Origin of the sequence: Pseudoalteromonas sp. 1CM17D (assembly GCF_023161805.1) — a bacterium.
Taxonomy (GTDB): Bacteria; Pseudomonadota; Gammaproteobacteria; order Enterobacterales; family Alteromonadaceae; genus Pseudoalteromonas; species Pseudoalteromonas atlantica.
The window spans coordinates 266,748-293,028 of the sequence record NZ_JALNTP010000003.1 but is presented as its reverse complement, the minus strand read 5'-3'; the positions used below and the strand labels follow the sequence as shown (position 1 = coordinate 293,028).

The window sequence follows — 26,281 nt, the reverse complement described above, 5'->3', positions numbered from 1 at the left end:
ATTTTTAACTTTAATTAAATCAACAACTTTGATTACTAAACCCTCAAGATTAACAATTGTAAACTTCAATATAAACTAAATGCTCACTTCTTTTTTTACTAACTAGCTAAAATTATTAGATAAAAACTAAAATCACTTCTATAATCCCCATGAAATCAACATCTAAATAACAAATAGGAAATACATATGAAAAAGCTATCTGTAGCAGTAGCAATATGTGCCGCACTTGCATCTAGTTACACGAGTGCTGAAGTTCGCATAAATGGCTTTGCATCTATAGTAGGTGGCAAAAGTCTAGACAGTGATCAAACTTTATACGGATATGATGACGATATCTCATTTAAAAATGAGAGTAAGTTCGCCTTACAACTCTCTGCTGACCTTCAAGAAAAGCTAACAGCTACAGCGCAAATTATTGCGCGTGGAGAGGATGACTTTGACGCAACATTCGAATGGGCCTATGTTACCTATGAATACAGCGATGAACTGCAATTAAGCGCTGGTAAAATGCGTGTCCCTTTTTACAAGTACTCTGACTTTTTAGACGTTGGCTATGCTTATCGCTGGGTTCGCCCACCGAGATCTGTATACGGTATTCCTTTTTCTACTTATGAAGGACTTAGCGTAGTATACAACAGCCAATTAGGTGACTGGGATTCTACATTACAAGGCTTTTACGGCGCTTTCGACGGTGATATTGATGTATTTGGAGATAGCTTACCTGCTGAGTTAAATAACTTAGGTGGTGTTAACTGGAGTGTTTCTTACGACTGGTTTAGTGCGAGAGCCGCATACATTGTTGCTGATACTTCAATCTCTTCTGATGACAGCGACCTAATTCAACTTATCGACGTTCTAAACACGAGTGGATTGACCGATACTGCCAATGATCTTGTAACTGATGAGGACGAGACCACGTTTTTCGGAATTGGTTTCTCAGTTGATTATGACAACTTCTTATTTGATGCTGAGTACACTCAATTTGAAGTGGAAGGCAGTATTTTAGCTGAACAGTCACAATACTATGTATCTGGAGGTTACCGATTCGATGATGTAACTGTTCATGTAACTTATGAGAATAATGATGATAAACACGATTCATCACGTTTCAATACGCTTGAGTCAATTCCATTATTAAACACTACTGTAAATTACGCATTAGAAAGTATGCGCGCGCAAAGCAATGTATACACCATTGGTGCACGATACGACTTCCACCCATCGGCTGCATTTAAAATTGATTTTAGTCGTTTTGATGATGACGTAACTGATATTGACACTGATGTAGTAGCTGTTGGCGTTGACTTAGTATTCTAATTGGAGCGAAATATGAAAAAATTAATCCTAGCCAGTGTACTGTCGGTAAGTGCGTTTAGCGCCTATGCTGAAGTTGCGGTAATAGTAAACCCTGGCAATGCAAGTGCACTTGATGCCGATACTATTAAAAAGATTTACCTAGGAAAAGCAAAGTCATTTGCTAACGGTAATAAAGTAAACCCAGCTACTCAAAATGGTACCGCTGTTGCTGATGAATTCAATTCTAAAGTAGTTGGTAAATCTAGTAGCCAATTAAATGCCTATTGGTCAAAACTTGTTTTTACCGGTAAAGGTACACCACCAGAGAAATTTGATTCTGACCAAGCTGTTATTGATTTTGTTGCTAATAATGGCGACTCAATTGGTTATATAGACAGCAGTAAGGCAACAGATAAAGTTAAGGTAGTTGCTACGTTTTAAGCGCGGTAGCTAGATATAAAAAAACCACCGGTTAGGTGGTTTTTTTATATCTAAATATTAAGGCTATATACTAATATGCTTAAACAAATAAGCGATTGAGTGGCGGACAAGTGTGTAGATAGCTAGGCAAAAAAAACGTTATTTAGTTGCTCTAAATAACGATTTTTTTATGCAGCTACCGCCTAGCTTAGCCTCTAAAATGATTAAGTATTATTGCAGATTAATATTACTCAATTTTAAATTTCGCAGTGGCATCTAAAAGGTTATCTGAAAGGTAGTGTAGATTTTTCGCTACATCCCTTACCGCCGCGAGTGAGTCCATGGTGTCTTCAAACGATTCATGCATATTCGTCACATTTTCTACAACCATCGCAGCAACCGATGTTTGCTCTTCTGTTGCAGCGGCGATTTGTGAGTTCATACCATTTATTTCTAACATTTGCTCTGCAATTTTTTCTATCGAAACGCCTGTTTTCTCTGCGGCTGTTGCGTTATCTGTGGCCATATCTCGCGCTGATGTCATCGCCGTTACAGACTCATTTGCAGCCTCAGTCAAGGTGCTTAGTAACTCACGAATTTCATTCGTTGAATGTGCTGTACGTGATGCAAGCTCTCTTACTTCATCCGCAACCACGGCAAAGCCTCTACCGTGCTCACCTGCACGAGCCGCTTCTATAGCAGCATTTAGTGCTAATAAATTAGTTTGCTCAGCAATAGATGTGATCACATTAAGAATTTGAGACACATTTTTTGTATCATCAGCTAACTTATTGATAGTTGAGGCGGCTTGATTTATTTCATCACTTAACGTACGTGAGGCTGTGACTGACATTTGAACTTGAGTTCTGCTTTGTTCTACCTCTTTTTCTGCTGTTTGCGCTGCATTTGATGCACTTGCCGCCGATTGAGAAATATCACCCACGCTTTGCTTCATCTCTTCCATAGACTGTTTAACCACCTCAGCCTCTGTTGTTTGCTTTGTGGTAGCACGTTCAGCCTGCTCCATACCTTGCACTAAGCGAGTTGAGTTCTCCATTAGTGGCTCACATACCGCGATTACTTCAAGTACTGTTTTTTTCAGCAAAGCGATGAAGGAGTTGAAGTTAATTGATACTTGACCAATTTCATCCTCTGAATTTACGCTCAGATTAGTGCTCAGCGACCCTTTACCGTTTGCGAGTAGACTCAGGTTATTAGCGGCATCACTTGCAGAGGCTGCAATACGTTTGGCAATCCAAATAGCCATAAATAGCAGTAAAATTAACGAAACAATAGATACCACCAACATAAGTGTTAGTGCGTGATCAGAACGCTCTTTAGTACTTGCAACTAATTCAAAAAAGCGATCGTCTGCTTTTGCTTGAGCGGTTTTAAACCTTTCAAGCACATCATTATACAGTGCTGTTTTTCTTTGTGCTTGTTGCTGAATTTTACTAAAGTCAGCCGTTCCATTTACCATGCCATTGGCAATACTGGCTGATATTTTTTCGTAATTTGCTAACTGAACTTTCGTGTCACTATGAATATACGAAGCGTTTATTTGCTCAACCGCATTTATGTTGTTACTTAGTGCATTGTATGTATCAGCTGCTTTCTCTACTAACTCCTGCTCTCCAAATGTAACTGCTTGCGTATAAAGCTCATCGAGCTTTTCTAAAAGACTTACATTTGCTGAAGTTAACTTAACAACCTGATATGAAGACTTTTCCATTTCATCAAGTGCGATTCTATTGTCATTCATTGCAAAGTAATTAATCAAAACGATTGCTAAAAATGCTACAACCGCAATGCTGGTAATCGCATGTATTTTTTTACTTATGCTGAGGTTTTGAAAAGAGAAGCCTGAAGCCATTGTGTATACCTTATTTTGTTGTCTATATCTATTATCGGCTTATTACCTATAAGTGTTAACTAAATTTGTAATATTTCTAGTTTTTTTTACAAATACAGCGAGTTTTAAACAACTAATAAACGCAAAAAGGATCAAGCGATTAATAAGTGAGCAAATTGAAAATTTCCCATAAAAAAAACCAGTAACATTGCTGCTACTGGTTTTATAATTTGGTGCGGATGGGGGGACTTGAACCCCCACGCCCGAAAGCACTACCCCCTCAAGGTAGCGTGTCTACCAATTCCACCACATCCGCATTTTTAAGCTTTCGCTTAGGTGTTAAACTTATTGACTTACTTGAGGAGTATAAGTCGTTTAACGTTAGCTTTACGCTAAATTAGTTTGGTACGTCAGAGCTCTGCTGTTGAGTAACAGGTACGTCTTCTTCTGCTGGCGCTACAGTTTCTACTGCAGGTGCTGCTTCAAGGTTTTCCCACTCATCGGTCTTTTTAATTTGACCGGCAGTTAAGTTACCTAACACAATACTTAAAACAAAAAACACTGTTGCTAAGCTTGTTGTTGTTTTGGTCATGAAGTTACCTGCACCTGATGAGCCAAAAACTGTGCCCGAAGCACCGGCGCCAAATGAAGAACCCATGTCTGCGCCTTTACCTTGCTGGATTAAAACCATACCAACTAAAGCTAAAGCAACAACTAAATAAACTACTAATAAAATTTCGTACATCTTATACGGTCCCTTTTGCACTGTTACAGATTGCAGTGAACGAATCTGCTTTTAGACTAGCTCCACCAATAAGGCCGCCGTCTATATCTGGTTGTGCAAATAATAATTCGCTATTTTTTTCGTTAACGCTACCACCATATAAGATGGTAAGCCCTTGTGCTAAATCGCTATCTAATGAAGCAATTTTGTCACGGATAAATTTATGAACAGCTTGTGCCTGTTCTGGCGATGCAGTCTTACCTGTGCCTATGGCCCAAACGGGCTCGTATGCTATCACAGAATCTTTCAGTGCTGCTACACCTAATTTCTCAATTACTGCATCAATTTGTGCAGCAACCACGTGTTCGGTTTGACCGTTTTCTTGTTCGCTCTCGCTTTCTCCGATACACAAGATAGGTGTTAGTCCTACTTGCTGTGCACGGGCAAATTTTGCGGCTACAGTTGCATTGCTTTCTTTGTAAATACTGCGTCGCTCTGAATGACCTACGAGTACGTACTTAGCACCTAAATCTTTAATAAGCTGAGCATCCACTTCACCGGTAAAGGCGCCTGGGGTATTTTCACTTAGCGTTTGGGCACCCGTGGTAACACCACTTTCAACCAGTGCTGATACTAATGGAAATGGAGGAAATAAAACAATGTCTACCTCATTTGATTTAACACTGTTAATGGCATCAGACAGTTGAGTGACAAGCTCTAAAGAGCCATTCATTTTCCAGTTGCCTGCGACCATTACCTTACGTATTGCCATTTTCCACTCCAGATTAGAAAGCGGGCGAGATATTAACTTTTCTCGCCCTAAGTTACAAGAGGTTATTGTTCTCAATCAGTTTATTTGCTCATAGATTCGACAACTGCTGCAATTTTTTGCGCACTGTCTATGACTATTTTTTCTTGTTCGGCTTCAACCATAACACGTACTACCGGTTCAGTGCCTGATTTACGGAGTAAAACACGGCCTTTTTCGCCTAAAGCTTGCTCTACTTGCGCAACCGCATCTTTTACTTCTGGTGCTTGTGCAGGGTCTGTGCCTGGTGTGTAACGTACATTAATCATTTTCATTGGGTACTTTGTAAAACCAGCCCCTAAATCTTGTAATGTGCGATTTTGAGCCACCATTGCAGCCAATACCTGAAGGCTTGAAATGATACCATCGCCCGTGGTGATTAAATCGAGGTTTAATACATGGCCTGAGCTTTCACCGCCAATTCTCCACCCTTTTTGCTGCAGCATTTCCATTACATAACGGTCACCAACTTTACTGCGCGCGAATTCAATTCCTTTTGCTTTTAATGCATTTTCAAGCCCCATGTTCGACATAACCGTGCCAACAACACCACCACCTAGCATATGATCTTCAGCCGCTTGGCAGGCAATAATGTAAACTAAGTCATCACCGTCAAATACGCGACCGTTGTGATCAACCATCATTACGCGATCACCATCACCATCGTAAGCAATACCCACATCGGCTTTATGCTCTAGCACTTTGCGCTTTAACGTATCAACGTGTGTAGCACCACATTCATGGTTTATATTCACCCCATTAGGCTCACATGCATGAGTAATCACTTCAGCGCCTAGCTCACGCATTACCGACGGTGCAATATGGTAGGTTGCGCCATTGGCACAATCTAGTACAACTTTTAAACCTTCAAGTGATAAGCCTTGTGGAAATTGGCTTTTACAAAATTCAATATAGCGCCCATCAGCACTTACTAAGCGCGAGGCTTTACCAAGTTTATCTGAGGCAACACAGGTCATTGGTTCATCAAGCATCGCTTCAATTTGTAGCTCAACGTCGTCATCCAATTTTAAGCCTTGGCCATTAAAAAACTTAATCCCGTTATCGTAATAAGGGTTATGCGATGCACTAATTACAATACCTGCTTCGGCTCTAAACGTCTGCGCTAAATATGCTACAGCGGGCGTTGGCATTGGCCCAAGCAGTACGACATCTATTCCTGCGGCAATTAAACCAGCTTCAAGCGCGGTTTCTAGCATGTAACCTGAAATACGGGTATCTTTACCTATAATTACTTTTTTTGTTCCACTTAGAGACAAAACTCGACCTGCGGCCCAGCCTAATTTCATTGCAAACTCAGGGTTAATTGGAGCTGTGCCCACTAAACCACGTACCCCATCGGTACCAAAATATTTTCTTTCGCTCATTATAAAGCTCCTTTTTCGCAAGCTTGGAGTACACCTAGCACATCTGCTGTTTCTTTTACATCGTGTACACGAATAATTTTTGCGCCATTTTGCGCGGCAATTAGCGCACCGGCTAAGCTGCCCGCTAATCGCTCATCTGTTTTTCTGTTTAGCAAATTACCTATCATCGACTTGCGTGAAAGACCTGCTAAAAGCGGTAGTTCAAATTTATTAAATGCATTAAATTTAGCAAGTATTTCAAAATTATGCTCTAGGGTTTTGCCAAAGCCAAAACCTGGGTCGAGGATAAGTTGCTCCACCTTAATACCCGCTGTTTCGCATGCGCTTATGCGCTGCTCAAAAAAGAGGTTAATTTGCGCTAGCAAGTCAGTATAAGTGGGTTCACTTTGCATTGTCCGTGGCTGCCCTTGCATATGCATTAAACAAATTGCTACATCGGGATACTTAGCGAGTGTGCTAAGTGCGTGGGGCTCTTGTAATGCACGTACGTCGTTAACTATATCAGCACCTGCTAAAATCGCCTGCTCCATGACCTGTGCTTTACTGGTATCTACCGATATAACGCAGTCACTTTTAGCTCTAATAGCTTTTATTGCAGGTATCACACGATTAAGTTCATCGTCTAAATTAACATCTGGCGCGCCTGGGCGTGTAGACTCCCCGCCAATATCAATGATAGTTGCACCCTCGTCTAACAACTGCATTGCCTGTTGCACCGCGTGCGCTGTATCTAAAAACTTTCCACCATCAGAAAATGAATCTGGGGTCACATTTAAAATACCCATCACACATGGTTTTTCTAAATTAAGTTTACGCCCACGGGGAAGGTTTATTATGTTAGTCATCGCCAACCTTTTAGTTATTTGATACAAAAAAGCCCCGAAGTACGGGGCTTTTAAAGTATTATTTTAACGATTATTCAGCTTTATCATCAAGGTTTGTTTCATCTTTTTTCGATGAATCATCCGGTTTTTGGCTTTCATCAACCGGCTTTTCTTGAGGTGCGACTGTTTTAGTTGGCTTATCGTCTAAACGGTCGTGTGCATCACGTGGTTCACGCACAGGCTGACGCGCCATTAAATCATCAATTTGTTTAGCATCAATTGTTTCATATTTCATTAATGCATCTTTCATCGCATGAAGAATATCAATATTTTCTTTTAATATATCTTCTGCTCTTTGATAATTACGGTCTGAGAATAAGCGTACTTCGGCATCAATTACTTTAGCTGTTTCATCAGACATGCTCATTGCGCGACCACCGCCGCCACCCATGTACATCTCGTTTTGATCTTCAGCGTAAAGTAACGGACCTAGTTTTTCACTCAAGCCCCACTGCGTTACCATTTTACGTGCAATATCTGTTGCACGCTCAATGTCGTTACTCGCACCCGTTGTTACTTTGTCTTCGCCATAGATAAGTGCTTCAGCAATTCGGCCACCGTAAAGGCTTGAAATCATTGACTCTAAAAGCTCTTTAGAATGGCTAACACGGTCCTGTTCAGGCAGGTACATAGTTACACCAAGGGCACGGCCACGTGGAATAATCGACACTTTATAAACTGGGTCGTGCTCTGGCACCATACGGCCAACAATAGCATGGCCCGCTTCATGGTAAGCCGTCATTTCTTTCTCTTGCTCACTCATCACCATGGTCTTGCGCTCTGCACCCATCATGATTTTATCTTTAGCAGCATCAAATTCAGCCATACTTACAACACGTTTATTACCACGTGCGGCATAAAGTGCAGCTTCGTTTACAAGGTTTGCTAAATCAGCACCAGAGAAACCAGGCGTACCACGTGCAATAACTGCCGCTTCTACGTTATCGCCTAATGGCACTTTACGCATATGTACTTTAAGAATTTGCTCACGGCCACGAATATCAGGCAAACCAACCACTACTTGACGGTCAAAACGACCAGGACGAAGTAATGCAGGGTCTAGTACGTCAGGGCGGTTAGTTGCCGCTATAACGATAATACCTTCGTTACCTTCAAAACCATCCATTTCTACTAGCATTTGGTTTAGTGTTTGTTCACGTTCGTCGTGTCCACCGCCCATGCCAGCGCCACGCTTACGACCTACAGCATCAATCTCATCTATAAAGATAATACAGGGTGCAGCCTTTTTAGCTTGCTCAAACATGTCACGTACACGCGATGCGCCCACACCAACAAACATTTCAACAAAGTCAGAACCTGAAATGGTGAAAAACGGTACTTTTGCTTCACCGGCTACGGCTTTTGCAAGTAATGTTTTACCCGTACCAGGAGGACCCACCATTAGTACGCCCTTAGGAATACTACCACCAAGTTTTTGGAACTTAGAAGGGTCACGTAAAAAGTCTACTAACTCTGTTACGTCGTCTTTTGCTTCATCACAACCTGCTACATCAGCAAAAGTTGTTTTAACTTGGTCTTCGCTCATCAGGCGCGCTTTGCTTTTACCAAACGACATTGCGCCTTTACCGCCACCGCCTTGCATTTGACGCATGAAGAATATCCATACCCCTATAAGCAGCAACATTGGGAACCAAGAGATAAAAATACTTGCTAAAAACGATTGTTCTTCAGGCTGAACGCCTTTCACATTTACATCATTTTTAAGTAAATCATTAATTAAGTCTTCATCGTACATTGGCATTGTGGTTTGAAAACGCTCACCACTGCTTTTAGTACCTGTAATATTACCTGTTCCACGGTCAATAATAACTTCTTGCAAAGAGCCGCTACGCACGTCTTTTACAAATTGAGTGTAACTTGTTTGACGATCAACTTGATCGCCGCCATTAAAGCTCTGAAATACTGACATTAGCACAACTGCAATAACCAGCCAGAGTATTAGATTTTTCGCCATATCGCTCAAGGGGTTAACCTCTTGTATCCAATTAATTTAAATTCAACTAAACGCCAAGCAACTGTACTACAGTTTGTAGCCGGTCGCTACTATATATACTTCCCGAGAACGGGCACGTGAGGCATCAGGTTTGCGTATTTTCACTGCTTTAAAACTATTACGAACGTCTTGCAAGTATTGATCAAAGCCTTCACCTTGAAACACTTTAACAACAAATGCACCATTTTTCTTTAATACTTGATGACACATATCAAGTGCTAATTCTACCAAATACATGCTACCCGCTTGATCTACCGAGTTATTACCGCTCATATTTGGCGCCATGTCAGAGAGTACCACATCAACATTTTTACCATCAATGCGTTTTAACAATGCATCAAGTACGGCTTCTTCACGAAAATCGCCTTGTAAAAAGTCAACCCCCGCAAGTGAGTCCATAGGTAATATGTCACACGCAACAACCTGACCTTTATCAGATACTTTCTCGGCTAAGTATTGTGACCAGCTGCCAGGTGCAGCACCTAAATCAACAACGGTCATACCAGGGCGAAGCAGTTTATCTTTATTTTGGATCTCATCTAATTTGAAAACAGCTCGAGAACGCCAGCCTTTTTTTTGCGCTTGCTGAACATATTGATCATCAAAATGTTCTTTCAGCCATCGCTTTGAACTGGCTGAATGTTTTTTATTTGTCATAAATTAACACGCAACTAATTAGTAATATTCTTTAGATGGCGTTAGAATACCCTTAATTCAAGCCATATTCAGCAAAATTTGTATAAACATGACATTATCAAACAAACAAAAGCAGTTTTTAAAAGGTCAGGCGCATAGCCTTAAGCCTGTAGTTTTACTAGGTTCTAACGGTTTAACCGAGGGCGTAGTAGTCGAAATTCAAAGTGCATTAGAAATTCACGAATTGATTAAAGTAAAAGTACCTACTGACGATCGTGAAACAAAAGCACTTATTTTTGATGCAATCGTTCGTGAAACCGGCGCTACTAAGCTACAAACAATAGGTCACACTGTTGTATTGTATCGTCAAAGTGCAGAAAAAAAGATTCAATTACCACGCGCATAAGTTAATTGTGCAGTGAGCCTTATTATAAAAAAACCAGCATTAAGCTGGTTTTTTTATTATATGTGCTTATTTATGCTTTTTACCGGTAAAAAATAAATTTAAAAGCACGGCCCTTTTAAGCAATCTTAGGCATGTTTATTTAGTGCGTTTGTATTTTAATAAACGGTCTAAAAATTCAGTAGTTAATTCATTTATCACGCCTGTTTCCGCGTTAACAATCAAACTAAAACCCACATTGAAATGCGGTATAACCACCAAATCACTGCGATAGCCTTGCACCCAGCCGCTATGATAATAAAGCGTTTCATCGTTGTAGTTATAAACACGCCAGCCTAATCCATAATAAGCTTGTTCTAATTCCTTTTTCCATACTCGTCTATAACGCTCTTTTTTTGTAAGTGTATAAGGACGTGTTTGTGTAGCAAGTGCATCTAAAGAGAGTACATCTAGGTTTTGCCCTAATTGCGCATTTAACCATTTTGCCATATCGGTGGCACTTGCATTTACGCCCGCAGCCGGGCCGACTTTATAATAATTTTTTTTCAGCTTGGCTGTGTACCAACGTTTTTTGCCTCTAACGTGCGGCAACGCATAATTTTTATCCTGCACCATTGCATCGTAGCCTAAGCTGGTATCGCTCATTTTTAATGGTGTAAAAATTCCCTCTTGCAACCACTGGTCATATTTTTTATTGGTACTGCTGTAAATTACATCATCAATTAAACTAAACATCACATTTTGATAGCCATAGCATTGGCCTGGTTCGCAAATGGGCTTTACTGTTAATAGCTTTTCGACAATATCGGGGTAATTCATTCTTGATTCGATTAAATTGTCATACGCATTAGGGACCAACCCGCTGGAGTGGCTTAATAAGTGAAACACTTTTAAATTGTCTTTATAAACCGTGCCTTTAAAGGCAGGTATATACTCACTTACCGGTTTAAATAAATCTATTAACCCTTCACTTGCAAGCTTTGCAGTTAACGACCCTGCAAATGTTTTTGACACAGAAGCCAACCTAAAGCGGGTATGGCGGTTAACCTGTGTGCCACTTCTTGCCTTGGTGCGGCCCATGGTGTGGATATAATCAGCGTTACCAATACTCACTATCGAAAGCGCAGCGCCAGGAATACCTTTACTGTTGAGTTTTTTTTCTGCGTAGCGTCCATACTGTTTTACGAATCCATCCCAGCTTGAGTCTGCTTTAGCTATTGCCTGAAGCGGTAAAGATAGACAAATAGCGACCCAAACATACATAAAATTAGTGAGATACTTCATTCGTTACAAATTTATTCTTTTTTAACTACATCTATGTGCATAATATCATGAAGTTTTGATAGGACTAACGTACAATGTTGCGATTATTGGCTTTTTAAGTGGATGTTAAGTATTTATGCGTTTTATAGTTGTATCACTTTTTATATTATTATCAGCAGGTTGTGCAATTACCAAACAGCCGGCCGAGCCTTTGGCTTTACCGTTAAAGCCAACATTAAAGAGCGAAACTTACCAGCTTGAGTATAAAACAGAGCACGCATCGCCAAAAGTTAAGTCTGTACAGTTACCGGCGCACAAAGTAACACGCGGCCAAACAGTGCGTATTACAACCGATAAAGCAAGCGTAACAGACACGCTATTAAAGCAAATAACCCAAGCCTTGAACGATAAAGGCTTAGAAGTGACTGATAGCAAAAACAGTGACTACACGTTAGCTATTCATCAGTTAGATTTAGCTTTTACTGACGATACAAAATATGCGTTAACTCAACCTGAAAACCCTTACCCTTTATTTGCCAAAGTAGCGCAGCAATACCCTACTCAACAATGCGCCACCATACTAGCGCAAGTGAGCATGCGCATTACGCACCGCGCCTCTGGCGATGTGGTGTGGTTTGCAAAATCATCAATAGACAGCGCAAGCTTCCACCGTGAGCCTTTATTGTTTAGCTTTGCCCAAGAGCAAAAAATTACTAATGAGTTAGAAGTGGCAACATTTGTACATCAACAAAATACCGAGCAAGCCCGTATAGCGCGCGCAGGTAAGGAAGTAACTGTACCGCCCTTTAAAACTATTACTAAATTAAGCAGCTTAACTAAACTACAAGGCCCATGTACGCGTACAGAGGTGAGTGCCTTAACGCCTATGATGCAATATTACTTAAGCAGTATTTTAATTGATAAAATAAAAGTGCAATAACGTAAAAAACTACATTTTTTTACAGATTCAAGGATTCACTTACCAATATAATACGCTTAATAACAAATAATAATTAGGTCCCCAGGGATGAAAAACGCTTTCTTACAGCATACTTTTATTAATAGCGTATTGCTTTGCGCCAGTTTTTTGAGCTTTCAAAGCCAGGCAAGCAATCGATACTATGCTGATAACACACTAGAGCCCACCCAAGGCTTTGCGTGGGATTGGAGCGCTGGGGCTGGTTATTATGTAGAAGACTCTTACCTAATTGGCCTTGATTCCTACGACGATGGCATTGAACTCGATTTAAGCCTGGCTATTTCCTACGAAAACTTTTATCTCGACTTTGATCATAACCAATTAAGCGGCGGCTTAGTTGTGGGTTACAGCCTTATAGATAAATTTGATTGGGGCTTGGATATATTAGGCACCAATACTCAGGCTGGCTTTGATGACAAAGGTTTAGGTTTTTACAACCACGGTGTAATAGAAGAGCTTGCGGGTATAAAATCGCGTAATTACGATTTTGATGCTGGGCTAAGATTAACGCGCCGCTTTGAAAACTCGCAAATTTCGTTTGAGTTTTTACATGATATTACAGGTACACATAATGGCTGGGTGTTTAACACCTTTTTTAGCCATATTTTGCCATGGCGTAATTGGGAGTTTAGATCTGGGGTAGGTATTAGCGCTTATTCGGGCAGTTTTACTAACTATTACTTTGGTATAGATGCAGACGAAGCCACCGCTAACCGCCCTATTTACACCCCTAATGGCAGTACCAGTATTATGTTTGAGTTTCATGCTGAGTACCCTATTTCTCAAGATTGGGTGTTTTTGTCTGGCTGGTTAACAACGTGGTTTTCAAAAGAAATAGACGACAGCCCCATTATTTCTCAAGGGTATCAACATAAAGCCAAGGTAGGCCTACGTTATGTATTTTAGATGGATCTGTTTATTATTGATCTTCCCTGCTATTTCATCTGCTAAAACAACAGATAAAACAGCCCCATTAATTGCGCTGCCCGACACCTGTGTTGCACTACGTGAAGGCCGCAATTGCTACGCTGATGTAACGCTTAGCTGGCAGCAACCAACTATTGGTAATTACTGCCTAAGAGACGCAACATCAAAATATATAATGCAATGCTGGTTAAAGCAGCAAAAAGGCGTATTTGAATATACCTTCGACTCCCAGCAAAGTGTTTCTTTTGAATTGTTTGATAGTAATACAGCCCAAGTTATTGCCACAACAGAGGTTAAACTGCAGTGGGTTTATCAAAATAGACAAAAAAAACGCCGCTGGCGCTTGTTCTAATTAGAGGTGTGGCCTTTCGTGATTGATTTTACAGCAATGTGTTTGGTAATTAAGTAAGTCAGCGCTTATAAAGTGTGGTTGTTCACCTAAATAGGCACTAACGCAGCACAAATCCCAAACTTATGCAGCCCTTAGGGTTATTTAAGGGCGAGTTTCAATCCACACACGGCAACCCTCTAACACTAAGGAAGCTTTATGGATAATTACGGCACTATTTTATTAGTTGAAGATGACACCTCTTTAGCCCAATGGGTTGCAGAGTACTTAACCGAGCAAGGCTATACCACCCATGTTTGCCATCGCGGCGATGAAGTAATAAGCCAGGTAAAAAACTTAAACCCTAACATAGTCCTGCTCGACATTATGTTGCCAGGCCAAGACGGTATAAGTGTGTGCAGAGAGCTACGTAGCTTTTACACCGCGCCCATTATTATGCTAACCGCCCGCGATGATGAAATGGATGAAGTAATTGGTTTAGAAGTAGGTGCGAGTGATTACATCATGAAACCTGTGCGCCCTCGCGCATTACTTGCCCGTATAAAAGCAGCACTGCGCCTTACCAGCGAACCGACTAAAGTAGCCACTAACGAGAGTGTGATTACTGTAGGCGCACTCAGTATTGATACTCAATCACGCAGTGTAACGCTTAATAATCAAGATATGGCTATTTCTAGTGCTGAGTACCTCCTACTGCACTATTTAGCCAGTAATGCAGGCCAAGTAGTCTCGCGTGATGCTGTGTTTAAAGCAACCAAAGGCCGTGAATACGATGGGCTTGATAGAAGTGTTGATGTACTAATATCTGCGCTGCGCAAAAAGTTTCATGATGACCCGCAAAACCCAGAAAAAATTAAAACAATTTGGGGGCGAGGTTATTTACTTGTTGCCACTGCGTGGGAATAGTAACCGTGGTGGTTTAAATGAAAAAATTTTACATTTCACTACTCGGTAGTGCGCTGCTTTCTATTGTTGTATTGGGCTGGCTAATCGATGCATTTAGCCAACAAACTCAAACACCGCATGATGAATTTAGCCTACAAAGCCAAATGATCAACGGCTTTAGTAAACATTTGAGTAGTGTAGCGACCTCAGAGCGCGCAGCTTATGTAAAGCAATTGGCAAACGACTTTAATGTAAAGCTTGATTACAAAAACAATGAATCCCTTGCCCTGCCACCGTCTTTAATACTACAAATGCATACCCAAAGCGGCCTTATTTTAGAAGACCAGCAAGGTTTTTATATGCTCTACAGTAGCGAAGTATTGTCGCCTTATCATCTTTCCATGCGCCTAGATAAAGGCTTTGAAACAGATCAGCGCAACGATATTATTTTAACTTTGTTGTTTTATGCTGGGCTCTGCATTTTTATGGGCTTTATTATTGCCCCACTTGCTAAACGCTTAACAGTATTAAACGATGCGGCCAAAAAATTTGCCGCAGGAGATGTGCAAGCGAGAATAAAGGTCTCTCACTTTACCTACATAAGAGATGTTGAGCTTACATTTAACCGAATGGCTAGCCAAATAGAAAAGCTCGTGGCGGAGAACAAATTAATGGCATCGAGCTTATCGCACGATATTAGAACCCCTATCGCATGTTTACGCTTTGGCTTAGATGCTGCGCTCGACAGCGCAGATATGCCTAAAGTTAAGCAATACCTTGTGCGTATGGAAAACGATCTCGATCATATGGAATCGATGCTTAAAAGCTATTTAGCCTTTGCAACCCTTGAGCAAAATGCCAACCAGCTCACCTACTCGCAAACTAATTTATCGCACTATCTTGAGGATTTACTTACACAGCTTTCGCCTAAAATTGAAACCAGCCAACTTAAAATACAACTAAACAGTAGTGACGATATGGTTTTTGCTGACTTACATTGGCTTGCTCGGGCTATTAGTAATTTAATTGGCAATGCCTGCGACTTTGCAAAAGACACTATTTATGTCAGTGCAAAGCGCGATGAGCATTATTTATATATTACAGTTGAAGATGATGGCCCAGGCATCGCACCAGAGAACTTTAATAACGTTTTTAGCCCGTTTTTTAGAGAAGAAAGCCACCGTAACCGTGCTGATAAAAGTTATGGCTTAGGGTTAGCCATTGTTGCAAAAGTGGCAGATTGGCATCACGGCAGTGTAAGCGTTAGTAAAAGTGCGCGGCTTCAAGGGGCGTGTTTTACCCTTAAAATTGGCCAGCATCACGATTCGTAAAATATTATTTACACAAAATCAACTCCTTATTCTAAACCTGTTGATAACATTAATTAAATGCATCGCGTGATAGACACACCAGACGATAATTATTGTCACAATTGGGCAAATAAGTACTTTTTATTTATTTGCAATTCCAGTAGATTGTCAGCGCCGTCAAAAAATAGAGAAGTACAACAATATGAGCGCAGTTAGAGGTGAGTTTAGCTCTCGCTTTGGATTTATAATGGCCGCCGCAGGCTCTGCAGTAGGTTTAGGTAATATTTGGGGTTTTCCTACCCAAACAGCAAGCAATGGTGGTGCCGCTTTTTTAGTCGCTTATTTGGTACTCGCGTTCTTTTTAGCATACCCCGCACTTATGGCTGAGCTTATAATTGGCCGCCACGGACAAGCTAATGCGGTGTCTTCTTTAACAAAAATAACATCACACGCGTGGCAAAAGCGTTTTGCTTTTATCGTGGGTTTTGGCGGGATTTTATGTGCAGGCTTTATTTTAAGTTTTTATGCCATTGTGGCAGGCTGGATGCTCAGCGCAACAATCGAGCCTATCACTACATTAGCTGGTGCAAATCAAGCTTCAACGTGGTTAAGTGAGCAGTCACTTTCACGAAACATCATTTTTACAGTGATATTTATTATACTCACCGTGGCTATTATTAGTCGTGGCGTAGAAAACGGCATAGAAAAATGGTCTAAGCGCCTGATGCCTGCTCTTTTAGGTATTTTATTTGCCCTAATTGCCTACGTTATGACCCAAGAAGGTGCCATGCAAGGGCTTAAAGCCTATTTAGTGCCTGATTTTTCATCTATATTTGATGCAAATTTACTAGTAAGTGCACTCGGCCAAGCGTTTTTCTCTTTGTCATTAGGCACCAGCGTGATGATTATTTATGGCTCTTACATAAGTAAAAAAGAAAACCTAGTCACGCTAGGCGCATATGTAACCTTAATAGATGTGTTTATCGCGTTTGTAGCGGGCCTTTTAATTATACCTGCCATGTATGTCGCGCAAGCTCAAGGCGTAGAAATTTTTTCATCTACAGGCAAACTTCTCTCTGAAGACACACTGGTGTTTCAAGTGCTACCAGCATTGTTTGATGGTATGGGCTCTGTGGGTTTATTTATAGGCTTTGCATTTTTTGCCCTAATGAGTATAGCCGCACTTACCTCCTCTATTTCAATGTTAGAGGCGCCGGTATCCTATACTGTGGAGCGCTTTGCAATGAGCCGCCTGCAGGCAACATGGCTAATAGGCGCGCTAATAAGCGCAGTGAGCATTACCATAGTATGTAACTTAGGAAGCTTATTTGGTTTAGTGATCACTCTAACAACTAAAGTTGCTCAGCCTTTACTTGGCTTAATGTGTTGTATTTTTGTTGGCTGGATTTGGTACCGTGGCTCACTACTAAAAGCAATACAGCAAGGTAACCCTGAGGTTCATAACACACTATTTTGGAAAGTATGGCCTGTATACACTAAGTTTGTGTGCCCTATAGCTATTGGTGCTGTGTTTTTACATTCGGTGTTAAGTTAAAACGTTATTTTTAACTAACCCGAGTTCAGGTTAAGTACTAAATTAAGCAAAGCCCACGCGTTAAGTGGGCTTTTTAATAGCTTAAATTTACTCGTAATAAATTAGCTTAGTGTATTTAACACCATATCTTGATGAGGGATGCCATCTTCTAGGTATTGCTCCCCTACTTCTGTAAAGCCAAAAGAGCGATAAAATGCTAATAAATAGGTTTGTGCGCCTATATAAATATGACGTTGTGGCCACTGCTTTTGACAACACGCTATGGCCGCATTTACAAGCTCAGTAGCCCGCCCTTTACCTCGTTCACTTTTGCAAACCAGTACACGGCCTATTGCACTGTACTGCTCGTTTTTTTCATAGCAGCGGGCATAAGCTAATAAACTATTATCTGCAATTGCATATAAATGCTGAGTACTAGGGTTAAAGTCTACTTCATCAAGCTCAGGGTAAGGGCATGTTTGCTCTACTACAAATACATCAACACGGCCGCGCATTATCGTAAATAAAGTACGAGTATCAAGCGCATCAAAATGCGCACATTTAAACGACATATAAAATCCTAAAATAAAAAACCCAGCCTAAGCTGGGTTTAGTTAAATTACGCATCACTTAGGCAAACAAACGCTCTAATTGGTCGCACAACTGCGATAAATTCACATGGTCGTGCTCTATGGTTAAATCAACATAACCATCGCCTCGAAATGCTCTATCCAGCTCAATTAAAACATGCGTTTTGTGTGCTTCTGGTACAAACGATAATTCAATTTCTTGAATACCAAATAAGCTGCGGCTATTAGGCTTGTACTCTAACTCTTGATAACACCCCGATACCGACTGAAAAGTAGGAGCACGTAAATGGCCTTTTTCAACATCAGCTTTTAATAAACTAAAACCTAATTTATCCATTGCTTGCATACAGGTTTTAACAGCTTCGTTAGGGTAAATATGCAAGTGGTCTTTATCTGTAGGGTCTAGTGCTAAATCAATATCAAGGCCTGTTTCAATCCATACATGTGATTGGTTGTAGCCGGCATTAATTTCGGTAATTGGCGTTTCTGGATGAAGGCGCGCTTCAAATGGAATGCTTTTAACTTCGCCTGGCTCAATGGTGCCTATGTCGGTTATACGCCACTGATCAATTACGTGATTAGTAAAGTACTCACCTTCTTCGCCATCAACTTTAACGCGAGTCATTAAAAACAAATCAAGGCCAGCAATTTCTTGAGCCACATCGCCTGCAGTTATAACGATATTAGCGTTAAAGAGTTGCCCTGGCTGAAGGTGCTCAGTTTCTAAAATTGTATCTACTTTTGCAGCGCCAATACCTACCGACGCTAAAATCTTTTTAAACATATCTATCTCCTTAAGCTGAGCGGCTCAGTTTGTTGCTCAAGCTTAAACTCCTTCGTTAAAGCATCTTAACCATATTTAAAAGCCAATGTCAGTGAAAAAATGTTATTTACATGCTATTTACGATTAAATACGTGTTTAATGTGCATTTTTTATACGTAGCTGGGCAAGTAATTGATTAAACGCGCTCATTTTTAGGGCTATTTTTATTTTCAATGGTATAAAATTTTCGCTACACTGCAATCCCAAATGAAGTGATATTAAGAATTATGGAACTAATCTATTTTGCCGCCGCGTTTGTTTGTGGCTTTGGTGTTTATCAATTAAAACTTCCTCCCCTTATTGGCTTTTTACTTGCCGGTTTTGCATTAAATTTATCTGGCTATAAAAGCACCGAACTACTCGATACCATTGCGGCACTGGGTGTAACACTTCTTTTATTTAGTATTGGCTTAAAACTTAAAGTAAACAGCTTAATCAAGCCCCAAGTATGGGCGCCCGCTACCCTACACATTATTTTTAGCAGTGCATTATTTAGTGGCTTTATGTTACTGCTAGGTATTTTTGCTGTGCCTATGTTTGTTGATTTAAGCTGGCAAAGTGCTTTATTAGTTGGGTTTGCGCTAAGCTTTTCAAGCACTGTATTTGCGGTAAAAGTACTTGAAGAGCGCGGTGAAATGGCAAGCCTACACGGTAAAATAGCCATTGGCATTTTAGTTATGCAGGATATTTTTGCGGTTATATTTTTAGCCATTAGCACTGGCAAAGTACCTAATATGTGGGCTCTTGCTTTAATTATTGCACTCCCTTTAGTGCGCCCGATTATGTATGCAGTGCTTAACCGCTCTAAACATGGTGAGCTATTGCCGTTATTTGGCTTTTTCTTTGCGTTGGTAGCCGGTTATAACGCTTTTGATTTTGCAGGTTTAAAGGGCGATTTAGGCGCGCTCATTATGGGGATGATGTTTGCGCCACATAAAAAGGCGGGAGAGCTTTCAAAATCTCTGCTTAATTTAAAAGATATTTTGCTGGTCGGTTTTTTCTTAAGTATTGGTTTAAACGCAGAGCTTACAGCTAATTCATTAATTGTAGCGTTAATCCTTATATTTGTGCTGCCAGTTAAAACCTTACTTTATTATGTGTTTACGAATACCTTTAAGCTCAGAGCACGCACCTCGTTACTCACTGCATTTAGCCTTGCTAATTTTAGTGAGTTTGGCCTTATTGTGTGTGCTGTGGCAGCCTCTACAGGCATGATCACCTCAGAGTGGCTGGCGGTAATGGCTATTGCAGTGTCTATTACCTTTGTTATTGCATCGCCTCTTAATAAACGCTCAAACGAGTTATACGTAAAAATTGAGCGCTGGTTATTAAAATTCGAAAGCAAAACCCGCTTAGCTGAAGAGCTACCCGTTAATCTAAACGACACTAAAATCGTTATATTTGGTATGGGACGCATAGGTACAGGTGCCTACGAAACAATAAATGCGACTCACCCTAATGTAGTGGCGGGCATTGATATAAAACCAGAGGTGGTAGAAAAACATATTAAACGCAATAGAAAGGTACTCCTTGCCGATGCCACCGACCCTGACTTTTGGCAGCGCGTTAACCACTCTCATGTTGAAATGGTCATGTTAGCTATGCCAAAGCATATGCAAAATATTTTTGCACTAGAGCAATTACAAGCCTCAGGCTATAACGGCCAAGTAACAGCTATCGCCAATTACCCTGATCAACAAAAAGAGCTTGAACAAATGGGCGTAAACTCGACCTATAACTTTTATTTAGAAGCAGGAAGTGGTTTTGCCGAGCACGTAAAGCAAGAGCTATTCGAAAAATAGCACTTTTATACTAAATAATAAAAACAACCAAATGAAAACGCCTTGTTTTTAATAAGGCTTTTTTATTAGTTTTAGTTTAAAAACTCATTTTATTTACATTCCTTTACATTACTTCTCTCTACCTGTAAAAAAAACAGATAAACTACCGGTGTTGTTTAAATAAACGCCTTCGCACCTGTGTCACATAATTAGACTCCAGCTAATTAATGCAAGGTAAGCATTTATTTATCAACACAAATTTATTCAATCAGAGGGCCTACTCCCTCGTTCAATAGGCTGTTTCTTGCCCGTCACAGCCTATTTTATTTCTGTTTACTTGCCCGCTTACCCAGCCACTATTTAATGCGTTTATTATTAATAAGCAGTAGTATTACTATTATACGTTTTATCAATTACTGACTTATTATGGATACAGCCGAACTCAAGCTCGCCATTAATACAATTATGCCCTTTGGAAAATACGCAGGCAGACCCTTATTGCTTTTGCCAGAGCCCTACCTAGTGTGGTTTAAACAGCAAGGGTTTCCAGAAAGTAAACTCGGAGCGCAGCTTGCAATGATGTACGAGGTTAAATTAAACGGGCTTGAGCAAATGCTGATGCCCCTACTAAAAAAAAATGAAAAATAATTGAGAACTTTTTCCACGTAGCCGGGTCTACTATTTTGCTACTTGTTGATTTTGGTTTTTAACCACAAAAAGCGCCTTAGGCGCTTTTTTTATGCCTGGCGTTTTTAGGTGAATTGCTTTTATACCAATCCGCATAATAAAGTGATCTATTTTGAGGATGGAAAAACGTGTGGATAGCTAAGCAAAAAATTCGCTATTTAGTTGTTCTCGGCAAGTGCTCCTGCATTGCTCTACCTTCTGCATTTATGCACTCGTAAATGGGAGTTTTTTAACGTAGGTAGCGGCACATTTGGCCCTACAAAATGATTAAGTATTATTGAGGATAGGTATTAGGTAAGGTAACTATAAACTTTGCCCCACCAAGCTGTGAGTCTGTTATTGCATAGTGCCCTTTATGCCAAGATACAATTTTTGCCACTATGGCTAAGCCTAAACCAAAGCCCCCTGTGCTTTTATCACGGCTTTTATCTAAACGAGTAAAAGGTTTAAATACGCTTTCTCTGTCGCTTTTTAAAATACCTTCTCCGTCATCTTCCACAATAAAGTAAATTGCATCACCCTGCGCTTTGAGTGTGACATCAACACGACTAACAGCGTACTTTAACGCATTGCCCACTAGGTTTTGCATTACACGCGCAATAAAGTGCGCATCACACTTGTACACTAAAGCCTGTGGTAACACCGCATTAAACTCTATGCCGCTTGCAAAATTTAGCTTATTAATGACCGATTGTGTTAAGGCAGCCAAATCAACGTCGCTTCTAGCTAAGCTTGGTTGCTGCGAATCAAGCCGAGCATATTCAAGCATTTCACACACAAGCGCTTCAAGTTCGCTTATATCTGCCTGCATATTAGTTAGGTAATGTTGCCCTTTTTCCGATTGCAGTGTTTCTTCTAACATGGCTATACCAAATTTTAACCGTGCAAGGGGCGTTCTAAATTCATGAGATACAGAGGAGGTCAGTTCTTGTTGCGCACTAAGAAGATGCTCTATGCGCTGCTGCATTACTTTTAGAGTATCAGTAACGGGTAAAAAAAACGATTTAGAAGGACTGCTTAAGCTAAAGTCTTGCGAGCCATCTACCGCTTCGCACGCATGGCTTAATTTAGAAAAATCACGCCATAGTAAAAAGCTCCACAGCCCCACAGGTAACCCTACAATAGCCAGTAACATTAAATACGGGATAACAGAGCTTTCAGGTGCTTTTATAACGCCTACAGGACCAATTTGAAGTAGTTTGTTATCACCAAGCTCAACATACCACACTATGCGCTGCTTTTTATCATACAGATACAGGTAATGATTTTTATCTAATGAGGCTTGCTGCTTAAGGGGTAAAATAAGATCTTTGCGGGCAATAACTTGGCTTTCAAAGCTGTGTTTTAGCTTATCTAGCCCATCATCGGTTTGCGATAATAACCAAAGTGCTTGGCCAAACTCATCATCTAACAGCACTTGCTGCTGCGTCTCTTCGTAAGGCCAAATTTGTTCTATAACACCACTAACAATAAATAAAGAAACAATGATATAAACATATAAACTTATAAATAGTTTGCCCATTATTCCTTATTTACCTTCATATATTATTTTTCCCAGGCGTCTGATACAAACAAGTAACCTTGCCCCCACACGGTTTTTATACGGTAAGGTTTATCGCTGTTATCACCTAGCTTTTTGCGAATTCGTGACACGCGTACATCAACGGTACGGTCAAGCCCGTCGTATTGACGACCAATCATATGTTGATGAACATGTTCACGGCTTAGTACTTCGCCTGCATTTGAGGCAAGTAGCCATAGTAGCTCAAACTCATGGGATGTAAGTACTATTTCGTTTTCGTTTAATTTAACAATTCGGCTAGTTTTATCAATGACTAAATCACCAAACTGAATCTCTTCTGCGGCCTTAACCACGGGTTGCCCGCGACGCAGTAATGCATTTACACGCGCCAGTAAAACACGCGGTTCTGCAGGTTTTACCACATAATCATCTGCGCCAAGCTCTAAGCCAATCACCTGGTCAAAGTCTTCACCTTTTGCAGTAAGCATTAAAATTGGCAACGAAAACTTATCACGTACTTGTCGACATACGCTAAAGCCATCTTTACCTGGCAACATAATATCTAAAATCATTAAATCAGCAGCGTTATTCTCAAGATAACTAAATACTTCATCACCACGGCTTAATACGTCTACTTCTAAGCCATTATGTTCAAGATAATCTTTTGTTAGTTGTTGTAAACCTAGGTCATCTTCAACAAGTAAAATTTTTGGCATGAGTTGCTCCTAAATTAAAAATAGCTCCATGGAGAGCGAAGCCTGCGCCTACTTTTTTTAGCATCAGCACTTTGCACTTCAACGTGTGTTTTAGCAATTAACACACCGGTATGAGGATTGATTAAGGAGTATATGGTCTCTACCTGAACACGCGCTTTATACTCAAACACACCAACAGCCTGCTGTTGCCAGCATTTAATCAGTTTGTTTTGTTGGTACAGGCATGCATCGCTTGGCGATGGTTGCTGCCAATTAAACTTTAAATCAAGATCGCAAAACGCTTGCTGCTCAGACACAACACACACTTTGGGAGAGACCTTTAAAGACGCATTTTGCGCTACAACGGGAGGGCTAAACAGAAAAACTGTAAGCACAATCAACATTAAATACTTCATATTAAAAAGTATGATCGAATCCTATAAAAGCAGTCATTGAATAGTTACGTTCAAAAAGCGGACTGCCATCCATAGCTGAATAGTCGTAATATGCTACATGAAAACGAAGACTGTTAGCCTCACTCAATGGCCAACTGGCGTCGATTTTAGCATAAGGTTGCCAGCTACTACCAACGTCAATTTTACCTAATGAGGTTTCGTGTGCTTTTAAACCATAATAGTAGCTGTTTAATTCAGCTGATTTATAGTTAACCCCAAGCGTTGGTTTTAACTTTAAACGCCCTACTTCACTGTGGTACTGCCATTGTATAGCGCCTCGAGTACCGTTATAAACATTACTTATATCGTGTAATAACTGTATCGATAGTACATGATTTTGCTGCACATAATGATAGCTGCCCCCAGCATCTAGGGCTAAATGGCGATTATCAATATTATCGATATTTATTTTTTTAGGCTGGGGATTATTTTGCGCTAATGCAGAAGCACCTGCGGTTGCTGGTAAAACAAAGAGGTTATTAGGGTGCCAATCAATAAAAAAACGTGACTCTGCGTTAAGTTCTGAAACGATATTAAAATGATGCTTTTGATTTTCTTTAAGTGTGTAGCCAAGGCGACCATTATCGAAAAACCAACGCTCGCCATAAAAAGCAATGCGTGGGATCACAGGGAGCGGGACGTTTTTTCCGCCATGCAGAGGGTTGGTAATAACACCCGCGCCGACACTTAGATTTACATGCCACTTTTTAACAGTAATATGTTGCTGCGCATACTCTTGTTCGTTATAGGCCTGCGAAGCTGTGCTAGGCACGCAAACAAGACACACCACAAAGCAAAAAATGTAAATAAAAGTATTGAGCCGCATTAACCTAATCTAAATGAGTAAATAAGTAAGTGACCCATACTAGCAAGGTAAGCACAAATGTGCGCCACCTGGTTACAATCATTCACAATTTTTATACATGCGTATCACATTTAAATGTCAGGGGCTATTTCAATACGGTTGCGACCATGTGTTTTAGCTATATATAAAGCTCGGTCGGCGCGCTCAATAAGTACCGAACCTTTCGTGAATGGACGTAAAATAGCGAGCCCAAAACTTGCAGAAATTGCACGTTTAGAATTTACATCGTCTTTTTTACGGATAGTTAATGAGGCAATATCTAAACGAATTTTATCAGCAAACACCATAATCTCGTTGATGCTGTCAAAATACCCGGTAATACAAAACTCCTCACCACCATAGCGGTAAACATTCAGGCTATCGGAAATATTTTGTGAAACTTTTTTGGCTACTAATTTAAGTACTTCATCGCCTTTTTGATGACCAAAATCGTCGTTAAAACGTTTAAAGTGATCAATATCAAACATGATTAGTACCGCCAATACGCTCTCGTCAGCTTGCTCTGAATAGGTTTGACAAAACTGCTGAATATCATCATCAAACTTTCTTCTATTAAAAAAGCCTGTCAGGGGGTCTGTATCGGCTGCTTCTTGAGAAAGGTTAAGTGCTTCTTTTAAATCTTTAATTTCGTTATAGGCTACCGCAAGCTTAGTTTGAAATTCTCGCGCATAGTCTTGCATAGCCACCGACTCGTCAGTTAAGCGTTCAACACAACCGAGTATTTCGTTAAACGAATTTACATTAGCTAAACTTGCCAACTCATTTTGAGAATCTACCAACGACGTGGTAAAGCTTTTAGAATGATCGAGGGTAACGCTTATATCATGCTGTACTTGCTCCATAGTGCCATGGAAGCGATCAGCCATTTCTTGAAAAAACACTAAGTCATCTTCGCTTAAATGCTTATCAAAAATTTCTTTTGCTTTATTTTGAGTACATGTTTGTTGCTCAGCAATGACGTGATCAAGCTCAGCATTTAATGCTGGCTTACTGCCTTGCACATAGCAATACCAAATAGCGTAATTGATAGGCGTTACCGGCATTCGGTACTTTACCATCAGAGGAATTGCTTTTTTTAAACATTGAGCAGAATGAGCGAGCGATACAGCATGATCCATAATTATTATAAACTCTCGTGCGTCATTATTTTTTATTATTAAGCTTTCATGTTAAGTAATAGTAAACTCATACGCA

The 26,281-nt window shown here is 40.3% G+C and carries 26 protein-coding genes and 1 tRNA gene; 11 read left to right on the top strand and 16 right to left on the bottom strand.

Annotated features, from left to right (window positions below):
- Nucleotides 1–186: 186 nt before the first annotated feature.
- Together MSC25_RS07845 and MSC25_RS07840 are read left to right on the top strand one after the other, a co-directional pair.
- Complete coding sequence (locus MSC25_RS07845; protein ID WP_096739942.1) at nucleotides 187–1,317, top strand: porin; 1,131 nt, start codon at nucleotides 187–189, stop codon at nucleotides 1,315–1,317.
- A 12-nt stretch (nucleotides 1,318–1,329) separates the two neighbouring features.
- Nucleotides 1,330–1,737 carry a phosphate ABC transporter substrate-binding protein gene (locus MSC25_RS07840; RefSeq protein WP_248443088.1) on the top strand — a complete coding sequence of 136 codons (408 nt, stop codon included), beginning with the start codon at nucleotides 1,330–1,332 and terminating at the stop codon, nucleotides 1,735–1,737.
- Between the two features lie 226 nt (nucleotides 1,738–1,963).
- On the opposite strand, the gene MSC25_RS07835 is transcribed toward MSC25_RS07840, so the two are convergent.
- From MSC25_RS07835 to rlmE, 8 genes are all read right to left on the bottom strand, one after another.
- Entirely contained in the window at nucleotides 1,964–3,589 is a 1,626-nt protein-coding gene (locus MSC25_RS07835) for a methyl-accepting chemotaxis protein (RefSeq protein ID WP_248443086.1), read from the bottom strand.
- A gap of 210 nt (nucleotides 3,590–3,799) precedes the next feature.
- Nucleotides 3,800–3,884, bottom strand: a tRNA-Leu gene (locus MSC25_RS07830).
- A gap of 81 nt (nucleotides 3,885–3,965) precedes the next feature.
- Nucleotides 3,966–4,313, bottom strand: a complete 348-nt coding sequence (secG, locus tag MSC25_RS07825) for a preprotein translocase subunit SecG (RefSeq protein WP_004587340.1) — start codon at nucleotides 4,311–4,313, stop codon at nucleotides 3,966–3,968.
- A gap of 1 nt (nucleotide 4,314) precedes the next feature.
- The gene (tpiA, locus tag MSC25_RS07820) at nucleotides 4,315–5,064 is read right to left on the bottom strand and encodes a triose-phosphate isomerase (RefSeq protein WP_248443084.1); all 750 of its coding nucleotides are present in this window, start codon (nucleotides 5,062–5,064) and stop codon (nucleotides 4,315–4,317) included.
- A gap of 80 nt (nucleotides 5,065–5,144) precedes the next feature.
- Entirely contained in the window at nucleotides 5,145–6,485 is a 1,341-nt protein-coding gene (glmM, locus tag MSC25_RS07815; protein WP_248443081.1) for a phosphoglucosamine mutase, read from the bottom strand.
- Entirely contained in the window at nucleotides 6,485–7,330 is an 846-nt protein-coding gene (folP, locus tag MSC25_RS07810) for a dihydropteroate synthase (protein WP_039972216.1), read from the bottom strand. The genes glmM and folP overlap by 1 nt, the downstream gene beginning before the upstream one ends.
- A 70-nt stretch (nucleotides 7,331–7,400) precedes the next feature.
- On the bottom strand, nucleotides 7,401–9,344 hold the full coding sequence (ftsH, locus tag MSC25_RS07805; RefSeq protein ID WP_004587344.1) for an ATP-dependent zinc metalloprotease FtsH: 1,944 nt from the start codon (nucleotides 9,342–9,344) through the stop codon (nucleotides 7,401–7,403).
- A gap of 66 nt (nucleotides 9,345–9,410) precedes the next feature.
- Nucleotides 9,411–10,040, bottom strand: a complete 630-nt coding sequence (gene rlmE, locus MSC25_RS07800; protein ID WP_004587345.1) for a 23S rRNA (uridine(2552)-2'-O)-methyltransferase RlmE — start codon at nucleotides 10,038–10,040, stop codon at nucleotides 9,411–9,413.
- A gap of 88 nt (nucleotides 10,041–10,128) precedes the next feature.
- Here rlmE and yhbY point away from each other — a divergent pair, with 88 nt between their 5' ends.
- Nucleotides 10,129–10,425 (top strand): ribosome assembly RNA-binding protein YhbY, encoded by a 297-nt coding sequence (gene yhbY, locus MSC25_RS07795; protein WP_004587346.1) that lies wholly within the window; start codon nucleotides 10,129–10,131, stop codon nucleotides 10,423–10,425.
- Between the two features lie 135 nt (nucleotides 10,426–10,560).
- Here the strand turns inward: yhbY and MSC25_RS07790 are convergent, their stop codons facing one another.
- On the bottom strand, nucleotides 10,561–11,685 hold the full coding sequence (locus tag MSC25_RS07790) for a serine hydrolase domain-containing protein (protein ID WP_248443079.1): 1,125 nt from the start codon (nucleotides 11,683–11,685) through the stop codon (nucleotides 10,561–10,563).
- Between the two features lie 136 nt (nucleotides 11,686–11,821).
- On the opposite strand from MSC25_RS07790, the gene MSC25_RS07785 reads away from it, so the two are divergent.
- The 6 genes from MSC25_RS07785 to MSC25_RS07760 all read left to right on the top strand — a co-directional run bounded on the left by MSC25_RS07785 (nucleotide 11,822) and on the right by MSC25_RS07760 (nucleotide 17,690).
- Nucleotides 11,822–12,625: a hypothetical protein gene (locus MSC25_RS07785; RefSeq protein WP_029773447.1), complete on the top strand. Its 804-nt coding sequence runs from the start codon at nucleotides 11,822–11,824 to the stop codon at nucleotides 12,623–12,625.
- An 87-nt stretch (nucleotides 12,626–12,712) separates the two neighbouring features.
- Nucleotides 12,713–13,570, top strand: a complete 858-nt coding sequence (locus MSC25_RS07780; protein WP_004587349.1) for a MipA/OmpV family protein — start codon at nucleotides 12,713–12,715, stop codon at nucleotides 13,568–13,570.
- A complete protein-coding gene (locus tag MSC25_RS07775) occupies nucleotides 13,560–13,943 on the top strand; it encodes a DUF3019 domain-containing protein (protein WP_248443077.1) in 384 nt (127 codons plus the stop codon). The genes MSC25_RS07780 and MSC25_RS07775 overlap by 11 nt, the downstream gene beginning before the upstream one ends.
- A gap of 195 nt (nucleotides 13,944–14,138) precedes the next feature.
- Nucleotides 14,139–14,846 carry a response regulator transcription factor gene (locus tag MSC25_RS07770; RefSeq protein ID WP_029773446.1) on the top strand — a complete coding sequence of 236 codons (708 nt, stop codon included), beginning with the start codon at nucleotides 14,139–14,141 and terminating at the stop codon, nucleotides 14,844–14,846.
- 17 nt (nucleotides 14,847–14,863) lie between these two features.
- Nucleotides 14,864–16,156, top strand: a complete 1,293-nt coding sequence (locus tag MSC25_RS07765; protein ID WP_055253011.1) for a HAMP domain-containing sensor histidine kinase — start codon at nucleotides 14,864–14,866, stop codon at nucleotides 16,154–16,156.
- A gap of 181 nt (nucleotides 16,157–16,337) precedes the next feature.
- Entirely contained in the window at nucleotides 16,338–17,690 is a 1,353-nt protein-coding gene (locus tag MSC25_RS07760; RefSeq protein ID WP_096739947.1) for a sodium-dependent transporter, read from the top strand.
- 101 nt (nucleotides 17,691–17,791) lie between these two features.
- Here MSC25_RS07760 and MSC25_RS07755 read toward each other — a convergent pair whose 3' ends face one another.
- Together MSC25_RS07755 and MSC25_RS07750 are read right to left on the bottom strand one after the other, a co-directional pair.
- Nucleotides 17,792–18,241 (bottom strand): GNAT family N-acetyltransferase, encoded by a 450-nt coding sequence (locus MSC25_RS07755; RefSeq protein WP_248443075.1) that lies wholly within the window; start codon nucleotides 18,239–18,241, stop codon nucleotides 17,792–17,794.
- A gap of 58 nt (nucleotides 18,242–18,299) precedes the next feature.
- The gene (locus tag MSC25_RS07750; protein WP_029773443.1) at nucleotides 18,300–19,043 is read right to left on the bottom strand and encodes a sporulation protein; all 744 of its coding nucleotides are present in this window, start codon (nucleotides 19,041–19,043) and stop codon (nucleotides 18,300–18,302) included.
- 266 nt (nucleotides 19,044–19,309) lie between these two features.
- Between MSC25_RS07750 and MSC25_RS07745 the strand changes: the two genes are divergently transcribed.
- Both MSC25_RS07745 and MSC25_RS07740 read left to right on the top strand, forming a co-directional pair.
- Nucleotides 19,310–20,884 carry a cation:proton antiporter family protein gene (locus MSC25_RS07745; protein WP_248443072.1) on the top strand — a complete coding sequence of 525 codons (1,575 nt, stop codon included), beginning with the start codon at nucleotides 19,310–19,312 and terminating at the stop codon, nucleotides 20,882–20,884.
- Nucleotides 20,885–21,289: 405 nt separating this feature from the next.
- On the top strand, nucleotides 21,290–21,511 hold the full coding sequence (locus tag MSC25_RS07740) for a DUF3820 family protein (RefSeq protein WP_004587357.1): 222 nt from the start codon (nucleotides 21,290–21,292) through the stop codon (nucleotides 21,509–21,511).
- 313 nt (nucleotides 21,512–21,824) lie between these two features.
- Here the strand turns inward: MSC25_RS07740 and MSC25_RS07735 are convergent, their stop codons facing one another.
- The 5 genes from MSC25_RS07735 to MSC25_RS07715 all read right to left on the bottom strand — a co-directional run bounded on the left by MSC25_RS07735 (nucleotide 21,825) and on the right by MSC25_RS07715 (nucleotide 26,205).
- Entirely contained in the window at nucleotides 21,825–23,072 is a 1,248-nt protein-coding gene (locus MSC25_RS07735; RefSeq protein ID WP_248443070.1) for an ATP-binding protein, read from the bottom strand.
- Between the two features lie 23 nt (nucleotides 23,073–23,095).
- Complete coding sequence (locus MSC25_RS07730) at nucleotides 23,096–23,788, bottom strand: response regulator transcription factor (protein WP_024031826.1); 693 nt, start codon at nucleotides 23,786–23,788, stop codon at nucleotides 23,096–23,098.
- 14 nt (nucleotides 23,789–23,802) lie between these two features.
- On the bottom strand, nucleotides 23,803–24,183 hold the full coding sequence (locus tag MSC25_RS07725; RefSeq protein ID WP_004587360.1) for a DUF3019 domain-containing protein: 381 nt from the start codon (nucleotides 24,181–24,183) through the stop codon (nucleotides 23,803–23,805).
- A gap of 1 nt (nucleotide 24,184) precedes the next feature.
- The gene (locus tag MSC25_RS07720) at nucleotides 24,185–24,994 is read right to left on the bottom strand and encodes a MipA/OmpV family protein (protein ID WP_054982656.1); all 810 of its coding nucleotides are present in this window, start codon (nucleotides 24,992–24,994) and stop codon (nucleotides 24,185–24,187) included.
- Nucleotides 24,995–25,158: 164 nt separating this feature from the next.
- A complete protein-coding gene (locus MSC25_RS07715) occupies nucleotides 25,159–26,205 on the bottom strand; it encodes a GGDEF domain-containing protein (RefSeq protein ID WP_004587362.1) in 1,047 nt (348 codons plus the stop codon).
- Nucleotides 26,206–26,281: the final 76 nt, after the last annotated feature.

Excerpts from the sequence above, each read along its gene's own strand:
- rlmE (WP_004587345.1), bottom strand. The coding sequence starts at position 10,040 with ATGACAAATAAAAAACATTCAGCCAGTTCAAAGCGATGGCTGAAAGAA.
- MSC25_RS07735 (WP_248443070.1), bottom strand. The coding sequence starts at position 23,072 with ATGGGCAAACTATTTATAAGTTTATATGTTTATATCATTGTTTCTTTA.
- MSC25_RS07840 (WP_248443088.1), top strand. The coding sequence starts at position 1,330 with ATGAAAAAATTAATCCTAGCCAGTGTACTGTCGGTAAGTGCGTTTAGC.
- MSC25_RS07845 (WP_096739942.1), top strand. The coding sequence starts at position 187 with ATGAAAAAGCTATCTGTAGCAGTAGCAATATGTGCCGCACTTGCATCT.
- MSC25_RS07770 (WP_029773446.1), top strand. The coding sequence starts at position 14,139 with ATGGATAATTACGGCACTATTTTATTAGTTGAAGATGACACCTCTTTA.
- MSC25_RS07730 (WP_024031826.1), bottom strand. The coding sequence starts at position 23,788 with ATGCCAAAAATTTTACTTGTTGAAGATGACCTAGGTTTACAACAACTA.
- MSC25_RS07835 (WP_248443086.1), bottom strand. The coding sequence starts at position 3,589 with ATGGCTTCAGGCTTCTCTTTTCAAAACCTCAGCATAAGTAAAAAAATA.
- yhbY (WP_004587346.1), top strand. The coding sequence starts at position 10,129 with ATGACATTATCAAACAAACAAAAGCAGTTTTTAAAAGGTCAGGCGCAT.
- MSC25_RS07775 (WP_248443077.1), top strand. The coding sequence starts at position 13,560 with ATGTATTTTAGATGGATCTGTTTATTATTGATCTTCCCTGCTATTTCA.
- glmM (WP_248443081.1), bottom strand. The coding sequence starts at position 6,485 with ATGAGCGAAAGAAAATATTTTGGTACCGATGGGGTACGTGGTTTAGTG.
- MSC25_RS07765 (WP_055253011.1), top strand. The coding sequence starts at position 14,864 with ATGAAAAAATTTTACATTTCACTACTCGGTAGTGCGCTGCTTTCTATT.
- MSC25_RS07780 (WP_004587349.1), top strand. The coding sequence starts at position 12,713 with ATGAAAAACGCTTTCTTACAGCATACTTTTATTAATAGCGTATTGCTT.
- MSC25_RS07785 (WP_029773447.1), top strand. The coding sequence starts at position 11,822 with ATGCGTTTTATAGTTGTATCACTTTTTATATTATTATCAGCAGGTTGT.
- MSC25_RS07755 (WP_248443075.1), bottom strand. The coding sequence starts at position 18,241 with ATGTCGTTTAAATGTGCGCATTTTGATGCGCTTGATACTCGTACTTTA.
- MSC25_RS07750 (WP_029773443.1), bottom strand. The coding sequence starts at position 19,043 with ATGTTTAAAAAGATTTTAGCGTCGGTAGGTATTGGCGCTGCAAAAGTA.
- MSC25_RS07760 (WP_096739947.1), top strand. The coding sequence starts at position 16,338 with ATGAGCGCAGTTAGAGGTGAGTTTAGCTCTCGCTTTGGATTTATAATG.
- folP (WP_039972216.1), bottom strand. The coding sequence starts at position 7,330 with ATGACTAACATAATAAACCTTCCCCGTGGGCGTAAACTTAATTTAGAA.
- tpiA (WP_248443084.1), bottom strand. The coding sequence starts at position 5,064 with ATGGCAATACGTAAGGTAATGGTCGCAGGCAACTGGAAAATGAATGGC.
- secG (WP_004587340.1), bottom strand. The coding sequence starts at position 4,313 with ATGTACGAAATTTTATTAGTAGTTTATTTAGTTGTTGCTTTAGCTTTA.
- MSC25_RS07740 (WP_004587357.1), top strand. The coding sequence starts at position 21,290 with ATGGATACAGCCGAACTCAAGCTCGCCATTAATACAATTATGCCCTTT.
- MSC25_RS07725 (WP_004587360.1), bottom strand. The coding sequence starts at position 24,183 with ATGAAGTATTTAATGTTGATTGTGCTTACAGTTTTTCTGTTTAGCCCT.
- MSC25_RS07745 (WP_248443072.1), top strand. The coding sequence starts at position 19,310 with ATGGAACTAATCTATTTTGCCGCCGCGTTTGTTTGTGGCTTTGGTGTT.
- MSC25_RS07790 (WP_248443079.1), bottom strand. The coding sequence starts at position 11,685 with ATGTATGTTTGGGTCGCTATTTGTCTATCTTTACCGCTTCAGGCAATA.
- MSC25_RS07715 (WP_004587362.1), bottom strand. The coding sequence starts at position 26,205 with ATGGATCATGCTGTATCGCTCGCTCATTCTGCTCAATGTTTAAAAAAA.
- ftsH (WP_004587344.1), bottom strand. The coding sequence starts at position 9,344 with ATGGCGAAAAATCTAATACTCTGGCTGGTTATTGCAGTTGTGCTAATG.